Genomic DNA, 13,206 nt, shown 5'->3' on the forward strand with positions numbered 1-13,206 from the left:
AGTTCCCGTGCTGCGCCAATATGAACTTGTTGACCGGGTCCTGAGCTACGACCCCGATGCCGATGAAGCGATGCTCAACCGGGCGTACGTCTTCTCGGTCAATGCGCATGGCAGCCAGAAGCGCGCGTCGGGCGACCCCTATTTCAGCCACCCGATCGAAGTGGCCGGCATCCTCACCGACCTGCACCTGGACGACGAGACGATCGTCACCGCGATCCTGCACGACACGGTCGAGGACACCGTCGCCACGCCCGAGGACATCCAGCGCCTGTTCGGCGACAATGTCGCGCGCATGGTCGACGGCGTCACGAAGCTCTCCAAGATCGAGGCGCAGACCGAGAGCGAGCGCGCCGCCGAGAACCTCCGCAAGTTCCTGCTCGCCATGTCGGACGATGTCCGCGTGCTGCTCGTCAAGCTGGCCGACCGGCTGCACAACATGCGCACGCTGGTCCACATCAAGAACCCCGACAAGCGCAAGCGCATCGCCCGCGAGACGATGGAGATCTACGCCCCGCTCGCCGAGCGGATCGGCATGTACGAGTTCATGAAGGAGATGCAGACGCTCGCCTTCAAGGAGCTCGAGCCCGAAGCCTATGAATCGATCCACAAACGGCTCGACAGCCTCAAGGTCGAGGGCGAGGACCGCATCGCCAAGATCGCCTCGGGCCTCAAGCTGCTCCTGTCGCGCGGCGGCATCGATGCCGAGATCACCGGGCGCGAGAAGCATCCCTATTCGATCTGGAAGAAGATGTCGGAGCGCCACGTGTCGCTCGAGCAGCTCAGCGACATCATGGCCTTTCGCGCGATCGTCGACACCGAGGAGGAATGCTACCGCGCACTCGGCGTGATCCACCGCCGCTGGCCGATGGTGCCGGGCCGGTTCAAGGATTACATCTCGACGCCCAAGCGCAACGGCTATCGTTCGCTCCACACCAGCATCATCCATGCCGGCGACACCCGCATCGAGATCCAGATCCGCACGCGCGACATGCACGCCCAGGCCGAGTTCGGCCTCGCCGCGCACTGGGCCTACAAGGCGAGCAACGTCCGCCCCGACACCCAGGTCAGCTGGATCAAGGACCTGATCGAGATCCTCGAGCATGCCGACAGCCCCGAGGAGCTGCTCGAGCATACCCGGATGGCGATGTATCAGGACCGGATCTTCGCCTTCACCCCCAAGGGCGAGCTGATCCAGCTGCCCAAGGGCGCGACGCCGATCGACTTCGCCTATGCGGTCCATTCCAACCTGGGCGATCAGGCGGTGGGCGCCAAGATCAACGGCCGGGTGGTGCCGCTGCGTACCGAGATCGCCCAGGGCGATCAGGTCCAGATCCTGCGCTCCAAGGCGCAGGAGCCCCAGGCCAACTGGCTCAACTTCGCGATCACCGGCAAGGCGCGCGCCGCGATCCGCCGCCACATCCGCCACAAGGAGCGCGAGGAGACGATCGCGCTCGGGCGCAAGCTCTATGACGAGATCGTCGAGCGCCTGCCCACCCCGCCGGGCGAGGCGGCGATCCCCGATGCGCTGAAGCGGCTGAAGCTCCAGGACGAAGCCTCGCTGATGGAAGCGATCGCCCGCCGCCAGTTCACCGACGGCCAGGTGATGGAAGCGGTGATGCCCGGCTCGACCGATGGCGAGGACGAGCACGACCTGCCGCCGCAGCAGCACGCGATCGAGATCAAGGGGCTCACCCCCGGCGTCGCGTTCCACTTCTCGGTCGATTGCCGCCCGGTCCCCGGCGACCGCATCATCGGCATCCGCCGCCCCGGCGAGCCGATCGAGGTCCACCGCATCGACTGCCCCAGCCTCGCCGACACCACCGAGGAGGACTGGGTCGACCTCACCTGGGGTGACAAGGCCGAGGGCGGCATCGCCCAGATCGAGATCACGCTGAAGAACGAGCCCGGCGCGCTCGGCGCGGTCGCCACGCTGATCGGCCAGCAAAAGGCCAACATCCTCGGCCTGCGCATGGACAACCGCGACACCACCTTCCACACCAACACGATGGACCTGGAAGTGCGCAACGCCGCCCATCTGATGCGGCTGCTCGCGGCGCTCCGCGCGGCCGACGTGGTCAGCTCGGCCGAGCGGGCCTAGCGCACCGCCGCGCTTGCGCACCGAAACGGATACAGGCTCGATTGCGCGCTGCGATTATCTCGGAATAACTGTCCCCTGCGTCGGGGGAGGGCAGGATGACAACGCCGCGCCATTTGAAGCAGGTCCTGAAATTACTGTCCAACTATGACGGACCGCCGCCAGCCGACTTGCCCGAATGGACACGACATCATTACGAACGCATGCGCCGCATCGTTGCGAGCCCCGACCTTGTCGGGCTGGGGATCGCCCAGAAGGAAATCGGCGGCACCAAGGTCGATGAACTCGCGCTGATCTTCTATGTCCGGCACAAGGAGGACGGCTCCAGGATTGCGCCCGAAATGGCGATTCCTCCCGTCATCGCCGCCCCCAACGGCAAGGCGATCTACACCGACGTCGTCGAGATCGGAGAGGTCGTGCCGCAGGCCACCCGCAGCCCGATCGCGAGCGGCCACAGCGTGGGCGGCGCTGGCCAGGCGGGAACCCTCGGCGCCATCGTGAGCAAGAACGGCAAGGCGGCGATCCTCAGCAACTCACATGTGCTGGCCGCCGCCGGCACCGCCGCGTTCGGCGACCCGATACTCTATCCCGCCGCACCCGACGGGGGCATCGATCCCGCCGACCGCATCGCGCTCCTATCCGCCTTCCGGCCGTTCAAGACCGGAGGGCAGTATGTCAACAGGGTCGATGCCGCACTGGCCGAGCTGCTGCCCGCGGCACTGAACCGGATCAGCCGCGTCATTCCCAACGCAGCCTCGCCCCTCGACATCGCCGATCCGGTCCGCGGCATGACCGTCACACTCACAGGCCGTTCGAGTGGTTCGGTGGGATCCACGATCGACGATGCCGATGCCACGCTTCGAGTACCCTATCCAGGGCCGGGCCTGGTCGGCTTCGAGAAGCAATGCCTCTGCAAACCCGCCTATACGAGAGAGGGAGATTCGGGCGCACTCGTGCTAGACAGCAATAACGGGAAGATCGTCGGCCTGCATTTTGCCGCCTCGACTCTTGGAAGTTACTTCACGCCGATCCGTGCCGTGATGAGCGCACTGGGATTTTCCTTGTGATGCGCAAGGAATAACCGACCACAACGGATCAATTTGGCATATGACTTGGCATTAACCATAAAAATACGGTAAACCGCGTCTCGGGAATAGGGGGATTTCCATGAGAAACGCGATCATGCGCGCATGCGGCGCAGCAATACTTGTGCTGCTGGGCGGCTGCACCACCAGCCTTTCGACGCGTCCTGACTTCAATCGGACATCCAGCCACGATGCCCTGCCGGGCATTTCCTATGCGCTGCCTATGCTCCAATACGAAATCAAGGCGACCTACAAGATCGTGGACTGTCCGCGCGCTGCCGTCGGCGCCGATCCCAAGAGCGATCTGGACATGACCGTCGAGGCAACTGCCACCTCGGGCTACGTCGCTGGGGAACGGTATGTCATCGACTATCGGGCATTGGGCAACAAGCTGAAGATCACGGACTTCTCGATCGAGACGCACCCCGGATCGGGAACCCTCAAAGCGATCAATGCCAGCGCGGAAGACAAGACGGGCGATGTCATCAAGGCTGTCGTGGATACTGCGGTCACCGGCGCCTCGTTGGCGACCGGCGTACCGGCAACTCCGCAAAGCGTAACCCCGGCCGAAGCGGCCGCCGCCGCGTTCGTCAAGAACGCGACCGTCCAGAAGGTCAAGCTCGTCTGCAATGATGATGCACAGCGGCTGACCACCGACTCGGTCACGGCGCGCAAGCGCGTCAAGGAACTGATCAAGTTGCTCGAGCAGGGCGGCAAGGAAGCCGACACCCTTGCGGTACGCGCGACACTGAAGCTCAGCGACGCCAATGACGCGATAAAGCTGCTCAAGCTGCATGAGAGCCAGCTCGCCTTGTCCAAGGAACTTACCGAGCTCCAGGCGAAGCTCGCCGAGAATGACGGGAAGCTGACCTTCACGGAGACCACCCGCTGGCCCGGCGCGTTCGACACGACACCTGGCCCGATCACCAGCTCGGAATTGTTCAAGGCCTGGGCGGACAAGTGGGTCGATGTGGATATCGCTCCGTACTCGGCCACCGATCCCGTGAAACTCGCCGCCGCCATCGACCAGCTCGACGCATCGCCCAAAGCCGCCGCGCCGGAAGCGGCCAAGCTCGCTACGGACACCATATCGATATTGAAGGTAACGCTCGAAGGCGTCGCAGCCGATGACGGTTGCGACATCGGCGAAGAGGCATCGCGCTGTGCGCGCAGGCGGCTTGGCCTCTATGCCTCGCTCGAAACCGATCAGGCCGCCCCTCCCGAATGCAAGAAGGTGAAATTCGGCGTGCCTTGCCTCGTGGAGAATGGCTTCACCCCGGCCAGGGACGCCACCAACGACAAGGGGATCTTCATCCGGGAACCGGTGCTGGCCCGGCTGGTGCTCTGCGACCGGGACAAGGCCTGTGCGAACACGAAGGTAAAGCCAATCTTCGAGGGCAGCATGGTCATGGCGCCGCAAAAGGGGCAGCTGCGCTTCCTGCAGTTCAGCAATGGCCCCTTCCAGAACAACGTGCTGGGCGTAAGCCTCCGGCTCGATGGCGGCATCGAGAAGATGCAATATTCGGAGAAGTCTGCGGTCATGGCCGGGGCACTCGCCAGCATCTCCGCCTCCGCCAGCAAGGTCGATGCGTATCTGAAGGCCCAGGAAGCGGCCCGCGACAAGGCGGAAGCCGATGCGAAGGCGGAGATCGCCGCGAACCGGGCCGAAGCCAAGGCGATCCGCGACGATCAGTTGTCGCAACTGCAGTTCCAGCGCGACAAGTTCGCGACCGAGAAGGCGATCCATGACCAGCTGAATCCCCCGCCCCCGGAGGAACCGGCGGTGTCAAAGGAATATGCCAACGAGACTCTTCGCCTTCAGGCGGAACTCACGCGCGCGAATACGCTGATCGGCATCAAGGAAGCGCAAGCCAAGTTCGCCGCATTGCCTTGACGGCGGGCACCACAGCCTGGGCCGGCAATAAAAAAAGGGGCGAGCCCGGCGGGCTTGGGATCCGCCTGACTCGCCCCGACCCTCTCCGACCAAGGAAAGAGGGCCTTTTCCCGAGGGGGAAACTCTATCGCGCCGCGCGCGTCGCCTGGTCCATCAGCGCCTTGGCCGTCTTGATCCCGTCCGCCTCGCTGGTCTTGCCCTGCTGGATTTCGTCGGCGATCTCGAGCACGCGGCCGGCGATCACGGTGCCGTGATCGGCTTCCTCGGTGATACGGATCCCGCCCTTGGCTGCGGCGATGCGGTCCCATTCACCGCGGATCGCCCCCCAATAGCCCTTGGTCGCCGCCCAGTAATCGTCCGCCGCCTTCACGTCGAAGTCGCTGAACTTGGTATAGCTGTTGAGGACATATTCCTGGACCACCGGAGTGGTGGCGCCGTCCATCTTCAGATTGTCCTGCCAGTGGATCCAGCCGGCCGGCGCAATGGCGTGGCGATTTACGCCCAGATAGCGGTCATAGACCGGCCCGCGCACCGCGTCGCGGCGCGCCAGCGGGCGCCAGGTCTCGTTCGACACCCAGCGGCGCTGCCCACCGACCGCGGCCCATTTGCCCCAGCCGCCATAACGCGGCGAGTCATCCACCTGATAGACGGTCTGCGACCACGCGCCCTTGCGCTCGCCGGCGGGCACCTCGGTCCAGGTCCAGGCGTCGCGGTCCGAATAGACCAGCACCCTGGCCGGCTCGTACTGCCAGTCCTGGCGCCAATGCTTGATCACCATCTTCTTGCCCTCGCCCATGTCGACGACGAGCAGGTGCTGGAGGCGGATGGTCTTGCCATTATCCTCGATCACCCGGACGACCTCGTTGCCGCCCGACACCTTCACCGGGATCGGGGTATAGTCGGCGCGCCAGGAGGTGCTCTCCTGCATGTCGAACTTCACCTTGTAGGTCCCGGCCATCGCCAGGATGTCGGCCCGGTCGGCCTCGAAGGCCGACTTGGCCGCCGGCGCCGCGGCCGGCGCCTGGGCGAGCGCCGGCATCGGCGCGAGCAGTGACAATGCGATCGGGAGAAGAAGCTTCATGATCCTGGTCCTCAGAAGCGGTTAGAAACGATAGCTGATCGACACCGAGCCGTTGCGGCCCGGCTGGGTGTAGGAATCGGCGCTGTCCGGCGCGGTCAGCACGCCGTTCCTGGTCACCAGGGTCAGCCCCCGCACGTCGTTCCACAGCGTGTATTTGGTGTCGAAGATGTTGAACACGCCGGCACGCAGCGTCAGCCCGTCGGTGATCCGGACAAAGGCGGTCGCGTCGAGGACGGTGAAGCCGTCCGGACGATAGCAGGTCCCGCCGACGCACACGCCATTGGCCGCAGCGGCTTCCTTGGGCGCGCCGTGCGTCGCGGTCAGGTCACCGCCGAAGCGCCCATCCGGCGCGCGATAGCCGAGGCCGAGCACCACCCGGAGCGGATCGATCGTCGACAGCGGCACGCGCGCGCCGTTCGGCTCGATCTGGTCGCCCTGGGCATAGGCGATCGCCAGCGTGCCGGTAAGGCCATAGGATGAGCGCAGCTGGAGCCGGGCCTCGGCACCCTTCACCTTGGCGCGGTCGATGTTGATGAACTGGTAGATCGAAGGATTGGCCGGGGTGCCCGCACCGCCCGTCACTTCCTGCGAGATGAAATTGTCATAGTCGGCGATGAAGCCGGTCACGTCGAGGCTCACCGGGCCGCTGTTCAGGCGGAATCCGCCTTCCCAGCTCTCGCTGGTCTCGGGCCGCAGGTTCGGATTGGGCCGCGAGGTGTAGCCGAATGCGAGGTTGGAGAAGAACTGGTTCACCTGGCTCGGCTCGGGCGCCTTGAAGCCCTGGGCATAGTTGGCGAAGAAGCGGATCTCGTCGCTCAGCTTCACCACCGCGCCGATCTTGGGCGAGACGCGCGAGCCGGACTGGGCCGCCGCCGCGAAGGCCGGCAGCAGCGGGTCCTTGTCGGGCGACAGGTCATAGGCGTCGAAGCGCAGTGCCGGGTAGAGCGTCAGCGGACCGACCGCGATCTCGTCGGCGATGAAGGCGCCGGCCAGGGTGAAGTCGGTCTCGGGGAAGGCGCGGGTCGGGAAAACTTCGCCCGCCGGCGGCACCTTGCCGTCGCGCAGTCCTTGCTGGTGCGTCCTGCTGATGTCGCCGCCGAACACCACGCGGTGTTTCAGCGCGCCGGTCTCGAAGCGCATGCCGACTTCGGCCGAGCCGCCGAACACGGTGTTCTCGAAGGTGTTGAGCCGCTCGCGATCGGCGGCGGGCGTGCGGTCCTCGTCGGTGAACTGGCGGTTCTCGCCGTCCTGCCAGTATGCGCTCACCCGGGCATGGTCGAACAGGCCGTCGCCCTTCCAGAACCAGTCGCCGGCGATGCGGCCGCGCTTGGTGCTGTCGCGGGCCTGGAGCAGGTCCACCGTGGTGCTGAGGCCGGTCAGCACATTGGTGTCGATATGGCTGTCCTGATATTCGCCGGTGATGCGGAAGCGGTTCTGCGCATCGGGCTCGTAGACAAGGCGGCCGAGCACGGCGTTGGAGCGGCCGTCCTGCGGATTGGGCTCGGTGCGCAATGCGCCGGTGCCCCCGACCGTGCCCTTGTTGTCGAGCTCGTGGAAGTCGCGGCGGGTGTACGAGATCATCGCCGACAGGTCGCCGAAGCGGGCGGCGGCGATGCCGGTCTCGGCGAACTCGTTGTCCGCCGAGCTGTAGCCGGCGCGGACCAGCCCGCCGACCTTCTTGTCGCCGCCCAGGAAGTCGGCGGGATCGCTGGTGGTGAAGCTGATCGCGCCGGCCAGGCCGTCGCTGCCATAGAGCGCGGAGGCCGGACCGCGCAGGATCTCGACCGACTTGACCTGCCCGACATCGACATAGTCGCGGCCCGAGGACTGGGCGCCGAAGGTGAAGCCGTCGGGCACGCGCACGCCGTCGACCTGGATCAGCACGCGGTTGCCGCCGATGCCGCGGACGATGAAGCCCTCATTGCCCGCACGGCCGGTGACGCCCAGCGCCGCGCCGAAGCGCGTCGGGCCGCGCGGCACGCTGATGCCCGGCTCATAGCGGACCAGGTCTTTGATGTCGGTGACGAGCTGGTCGGCGATCTTCTTCTCGTCGATCACGCTGACCGTGGCCGGCACTTCCTTCACGTCGGTCGGGATGCGGGTGGCGGTGACGGTGATCGTCGAATCCTGCTGCGCGTCGGCCTTCTTGTCCTGCGCCTGCGCCAGCGCGGGCATCGCCGCCGCCAATGCCCACAGGCTGATCCCCACCCCCAAAGCGCCGCGCATGCCCCGAAATCCTTTCTGCTAATGCAAGTGATTCTCAATCGCGGATTGCGTTAGACGGACGGGACGATTGGCGTCAACCCCGTAACGACGGGCGGAGCCGGGCTGGGCCTGTCCTACAGGGCCTGGTTCTGCTAATGTTCCAGTCAGCCTCAGGGCCGCTCTTTGAACACGTGGATCGCAAGTGGAGCACTGTCCCTGCGCCAGAAATGCGCGGGTTTCGCGGAGTGGGTCGAAGTGCCGTGCCAACTTCCGTGAGCCGGAGTGTCCGCGCGCACGGCACGCCGCACTCCCCGCAGCGTTTCGCTACCGCCCCCACCATGCTGCGACTCGCGCGAACCGAGCCAACTTCCGCGTCCACAGTGTCCGCAACGGGCCGCTCGACGTCGGCTCGTCTCGCCGCTAAGGCGTCCGGTCATGCAAAAGCGCCCGCAACTCTCCGTCGTCATCCCCTGCTACAATGAAGAGGCGTGCCTCGAGATGCTGCACAGCCGCGTCTCCGGCGCGGCCCGCGCGGCGGTGGGCGACGATTACGAGATCGTGCTGATCAACGACGGCTCGCGCGACAAGAGCTGGGAAGTCATGCAGCGCCTCTCGGCCGGCGATCCGCGCCTCGTCGCGATCAACCTGTCGCGCAACCACGGCCACCAGCTCGCGCTCACCGCCGGGCTCGACCTCTGCTCGGGCGACGAGATCCTGATCATCGACGCCGACCTGCAGGACCCGCCCGAATTGCTCACCGACATGCGCGCCGCGATGCGCTCGCAGGGTGCCGACGTGGTCTATGCGGTGCGCCGCAAGCGCGACGGCGAGACGATCTTCAAGAAGATCACCGCCGCCTTCTTCTACCGCATGCTCGACAAGATCACCGACACGCCGATCCCGCTCGACACCGGCGATTTCCGGCTGATGACCCGGCGTGCGCTCGACGCGTTCCTGTCGCTGCCCGAGCAGGCGCGCTTCATCCGCGGCATGGTCGCCTGGGTCGGCTTCAAGCAGGTGCCCTTCCCCTATGACCGGCACGAGCGCCATGCCGGCGAGACCAAATATCCGCTCGGCAAGATGATCCGCTTCGCGCTCGACGCGATCACCGGCTTCTCGACTGCGCCGCTGCGCTTCGCCAGCCATGTCGGCCTGATCCTCACCGCCGCCTCGGCGCTGCTGGTGCTCTACATCGTCGCCGGCTGGCTGATGGGCGCGGCGATCCCCGGCTGGACCTCGCTGATGCTGGTCGTCGTCGTGCTGGGCGCGGTGCAGATGTTCGTGCTCGGCATGATCGGCGAGTATCTCGGCCGGCTCTATGTCGAGTCCAAGCGCCGGCCGCTCTACATCGTGGCGGATGTAGCCGGCCCGGTGATGGGCCATGCGTCGCTCGGCTATCGCTACGCCGATTCGGGCGAAGTCAGCGTCTCGCCGGTGACGCCGCGGGGCGAGAATTAAGCCGTCATCCCGCGCCCAAGTCGTCATCCCGGCCACTATCCGTCACCCCGGCGAAAGCCGGGGTCTCGTGCGGCTCCTTCCCCGCGCCATCGCCTGAGATCCCGGCTTTCGCCGGGATGACGATTTTGGCGCGGGATGACGAATGTTACTTCGGCTCGGCCAGCACGATGATCGAAAGCCCCGGCGGCATCGGCAGCCGGCCGAGCAGGTGCCGCTCCACCCCGAACACCGCCTCGAACGCCGCGTTGAGCGGCCTGGGCGGCGGCGAATCGTCGCTGTCGTCCTTACCGGTCAGCTTGCCGAGCAGGCGCGCCGCCACCGCCACTGGGAAGAGCAGCGAGTTGAACCAGCGCAGCTTGCGCCAGCCCAGCCCCGCCTTTTGCAGCGAAGCAATCAACGTGCCCTTGGAATAGCGGCGCTTGTGGTGGTTCACCACGTCGTGCGCGCTCCACATCCATTGATGCGCCGGCACGGTGATCAGGATCTTGCCGCCGGGCTTGAGCACGCGCGCGATCGCCTTCAATGCCGCGACATCGTCCTCGACATGCTCGATCACGTCCAGCACCGCGACCATGTCGTAGCTGCCGTCCGCCACGCCCGCGAGCTCGGGCAGCGGCGAGGAGCCGACCTTCTTGCCCAGCCGCTCGCTCGCCTTGGCGGCGGCGGTCTCGTCGATCTCGATCGCGTCGATCTCGCCGAACTGGGCAAGCATCGGCAAATTGTGGCCGGTGCCGCAGCCGATCTCGAGGATGCGCGCGCCGGCGGGGATCGCGCCGTAGCGCGTCAGATAGTCGGAGAGGATCTCGCGGCGCGCGCGGTACCACCAATGGGTGGTGTCATGCGCGGCCATGCGCTCGTAGACGATGCGGTCCATCTTATTTGAACACCAGATAACGGTTGAGCGCGAAAGTGATGACGGGGGTCACGAAGACCACGGGCAGCAGCGGCACCCAGGTCGGCTGGTGCAGCGGCCCGGTGAACACCCAGGTGAAGGTGGCGTTCATCGCCATGCCGACCGACTGGACCGCGACGAACTTGGACTGGGTCCCCACCCCGCCCTCGGCCTCGTGCCCCTTGAAGCTCCAGCGGCTATGGAAGACATAGCCGAACACCACCGCGACGAGGAAGCCCGCGATCGAGGCGAGCACCGGCGGGATCGCATAGGTGGCGAGCGGCCAGTAGACCACGGCATAGACGAAGGTCGATGCCAGTCCGACAATGCCGAAGCGGACGAGCTGTCCCAGCACGCCATTCGCCCACATCTCTTCAAATCGCTTGAGTACCGCTGTCACTATCGCTTGCCCAGGAACCGAACGCGGCCCTAATGCCTGCATCAATGCGAGGGAAGCGATTTTGAAGCCGAACGTGCCGGGCGGGTTCCGCCTCGACCAGGAACTGGACCGTAACTGGCTGCGCTGGATGGGGCTGTTCTGGCTCTGCGTGGTCCTGTGGTTCCTCTATGACCGCCAGGGCAATATCTACTGGCTGGTCCTCGGCGACACCGACGACAATATGCGGCTGATGCAGGTCCGCGCCTGGCTCGCCGGCCAGGGCTGGTACGACCTGCGCAACTATCGCCTCGATCCGGCGCTGGGCGGCTTCGACATCCACTGGTCGCGCCTCGTCGACCTGCCGATCGCCGGCTTGATCCTCGCCTTCAAGCCGTTCGTCGGCACCGCCACCGCCGAGCGCTGGGCGTGCGGCCTCGCCCCCCTCCTCCCGCTCGCGCTTGCCATGACCGGGCTCTCGCTCGCCGTCCGCCGGCTGATCACGCCCTGGGCCTGGCCGGTCGCGCTGATCGTGCTGATGGGCTGCACCTCGACCATGTCGATGTACGCCCCCCTGCGCATCGACCATCATGGCTGGCAGCTCGCCTTCCTCGCGCTCACCGTCGCCGGCCTGGCCGACCCGAAGCGTGCCCGCGGCGGCGCCACCGTCGGCCTGTCGAGCGCCGCATCGCTCACCATCGGGCTGGAGATGCTGCCCTATTGCGCGATGGCCGGAGCGATCATCGCGCTGCGCTGGATCTGGGACCGCGAGGATGTCCGCCGCATGCAGGTCTATGGCCTGACGCTGGGCGGCGGCTCGGCGCTCGGCTTCGCGCTGTTCGCCTCCAACGCCAATCAGGTGCTGCGCTGCGACGCGCTCACCCCGGTATGGCTGAGCGTGATGATCGCCGCCGGCGCGCTGCTGTTCGGCCTGTCGCTGCTCAACCCGGCCAATCGCTGGATCCGCCTCGCCCTCGCCGCGCTGGCGGGCGGCGTGATCGTCGCCGGCTTCGCATTGCTCTTCCCGCAATGCCTGGGCCGGCCCGAACAGGTGTCGGACGAGCTCGCCAATACCTGGCTCAACAATGTCCGCGAGGCGCGGCCGATCTACAAGCACCCCTTCAAGACCGCCTTCCCGATGGCCGTGCTGCCGGTGATCGGCGTGCTCGGCGCGCTGTTCGCCACCTGGCGCGCGCGGCGCAGCGCGGCGCTGGTCGGCTGGGCCGCCATCGCGCTGTTCACTGCCTTCGCCAGCGCGATGCTGCTCTGGCAGGTCCGCGCCGCCCCCGCCGCGCAGCTGCTCGCGGTGCCGGGCTCGACGGCGCTGCTGGTCGTGGTGGTGCCCTGGTTCCTCGGCCTCAGGGCACCGCTGGCACGCTGGATCGGCGAGGTCCCCGCGATGGTCCTCGGCGTCGTCCTCCGCGTCTTCGGCACGGTCGCCGCCTTCCTGCTGCTCTCGGGCCTCTGGGCCGGGCTGGTCGTGCCGTGGTTCTCGGCCGACAAGGGCGCCAAACCCGGCAAGCCCGCACCGCCCGACAAGGTCGCCGCCGCCAACGCCGCCTGCGCGCGGCTGAGCAATCTGCGCGTGCTCGACGACATCCCCGCCGCGACGATCTTCACCCATGTCGATCTCGGGCCGCGGCTTATCGTCACCACGCATCACAATGGCATCGCCGGCCCCTATCACCGCAACGGCCGCGCGATCCTCGACGTCCACCATGCCTTCACCTGGCCGACGCCGAACTTCCGCCCGATCGCCAAGGCGCATGGCGCGCAATATCTGCTGGTCTGCCCGAACATGTCGGAGACGACGCTTTACCGCTCGCGCGGCCCGAACGGCTTCTATGCGCAACTCGCCCGGGGCGAGGTGCCGAACTGGCTCGAGCCGGTTCCGCTCCGCCAGGTCCGCCCGGGCACGCCGCTGCCGTTCAAGCTGTGGAAGATCCGCTACGATCTGCCGGATATGGCGGCGAAGCCAAACACTTCCGCAAAGTGACTTCCTCTTTCCCCGGCGAAGGCCGGGGCCCAGTCCTTGAAATCACGCGCCCTTGGCGCGTCTGCGACGCGCACGCTTAGTCTGGACCCCGGCCTTCGCCGGGGACAGCAATGCATTTGGAGAG

9 protein-coding genes are annotated in these 13,206 nt (G+C 66.4%); 5 read left to right on the plus strand and 4 right to left on the minus strand.

The window, feature by feature from the left end; genetic code table 11:
• Window positions 1-7: 7 nt before the first annotated feature.
• The 3 genes from J2W22_RS01220 (at window position 8) to J2W22_RS01230 (ending at window position 5,074) form a co-directional block, all read left to right on the plus strand.
• A complete protein-coding gene (locus J2W22_RS01220; RefSeq protein ID WP_307116448.1) occupies window positions 8-2,098 on the plus strand; it encodes a RelA/SpoT family protein in 2,091 nt (696 codons plus the stop codon).
• A 95-nt stretch (window positions 2,099-2,193) separates the two neighbouring features.
• Window positions 2,194-3,162 carry a hypothetical protein gene (locus J2W22_RS01225; RefSeq protein WP_307116449.1) on the plus strand — a complete coding sequence of 323 codons (969 nt, stop codon included), beginning with the start codon at window positions 2,194-2,196 and terminating at the stop codon, window positions 3,160-3,162.
• 100 nt (window positions 3,163-3,262) lie between these two features.
• Window positions 3,263-5,074 carry a hypothetical protein gene (locus J2W22_RS01230; protein WP_307116450.1) on the plus strand — a complete coding sequence of 604 codons (1,812 nt, stop codon included), beginning with the start codon at window positions 3,263-3,265 and terminating at the stop codon, window positions 5,072-5,074.
• Window positions 5,075-5,198: 124 nt separating this feature from the next.
• On the opposite strand, the gene J2W22_RS01235 is transcribed toward J2W22_RS01230, so the two are convergent.
• Both J2W22_RS01235 and J2W22_RS01240 read right to left on the minus strand, forming a co-directional pair.
• Window positions 5,199-6,155, minus strand: coding sequence for a DUF6607 family protein (locus tag J2W22_RS01235; RefSeq protein WP_307116451.1), 957 nt, complete (start codon window positions 6,153-6,155; stop codon window positions 5,199-5,201).
• Between the two features lie 21 nt (window positions 6,156-6,176).
• Window positions 6,177-8,381: a TonB-dependent hemoglobin/transferrin/lactoferrin family receptor gene (locus J2W22_RS01240; protein ID WP_307116452.1), complete on the minus strand. Its 2,205-nt coding sequence runs from the start codon at window positions 8,379-8,381 to the stop codon at window positions 6,177-6,179.
• A gap of 414 nt (window positions 8,382-8,795) precedes the next feature.
• Between J2W22_RS01240 and J2W22_RS01245 the strand changes: the two genes are divergently transcribed.
• Complete coding sequence (locus J2W22_RS01245) at window positions 8,796-9,818, plus strand: glycosyltransferase family 2 protein (protein ID WP_307116453.1); 1,023 nt, start codon at window positions 8,796-8,798, stop codon at window positions 9,816-9,818.
• Between the two features lie 145 nt (window positions 9,819-9,963).
• Here J2W22_RS01245 and J2W22_RS01250 read toward each other — a convergent pair whose 3' ends face one another.
• Together J2W22_RS01250 and J2W22_RS01255 are read right to left on the minus strand one after the other, a co-directional pair.
• Window positions 9,964-10,692, minus strand: coding sequence for a class I SAM-dependent methyltransferase (locus J2W22_RS01250; protein WP_307116454.1), 729 nt, complete (start codon window positions 10,690-10,692; stop codon window positions 9,964-9,966).
• Between the two features lies 1 nt (window position 10,693).
• Window positions 10,694-11,110, minus strand: a complete 417-nt coding sequence (locus tag J2W22_RS01255; RefSeq protein WP_307116455.1) for a GtrA family protein — start codon at window positions 11,108-11,110, stop codon at window positions 10,694-10,696.
• A gap of 127 nt (window positions 11,111-11,237) precedes the next feature.
• Here J2W22_RS01255 and J2W22_RS01260 point away from each other — a divergent pair, with 127 nt between their 5' ends.
• Window positions 11,238-13,082 (plus strand): AcrB/AcrD/AcrF family protein, encoded by a 1,845-nt coding sequence (locus J2W22_RS01260; protein WP_307117967.1) that lies wholly within the window; start codon window positions 11,238-11,240, stop codon window positions 13,080-13,082.
• Window positions 13,083-13,206 lie beyond the last annotated feature (124 nt).

It is taken from the genome of Sphingomonas kyeonggiensis, assembly GCF_030812785.1.
GTDB lineage: Bacteria > Pseudomonadota > Alphaproteobacteria > Sphingomonadales > Sphingomonadaceae > Sphingomonas > Sphingomonas kyeonggiensis_B.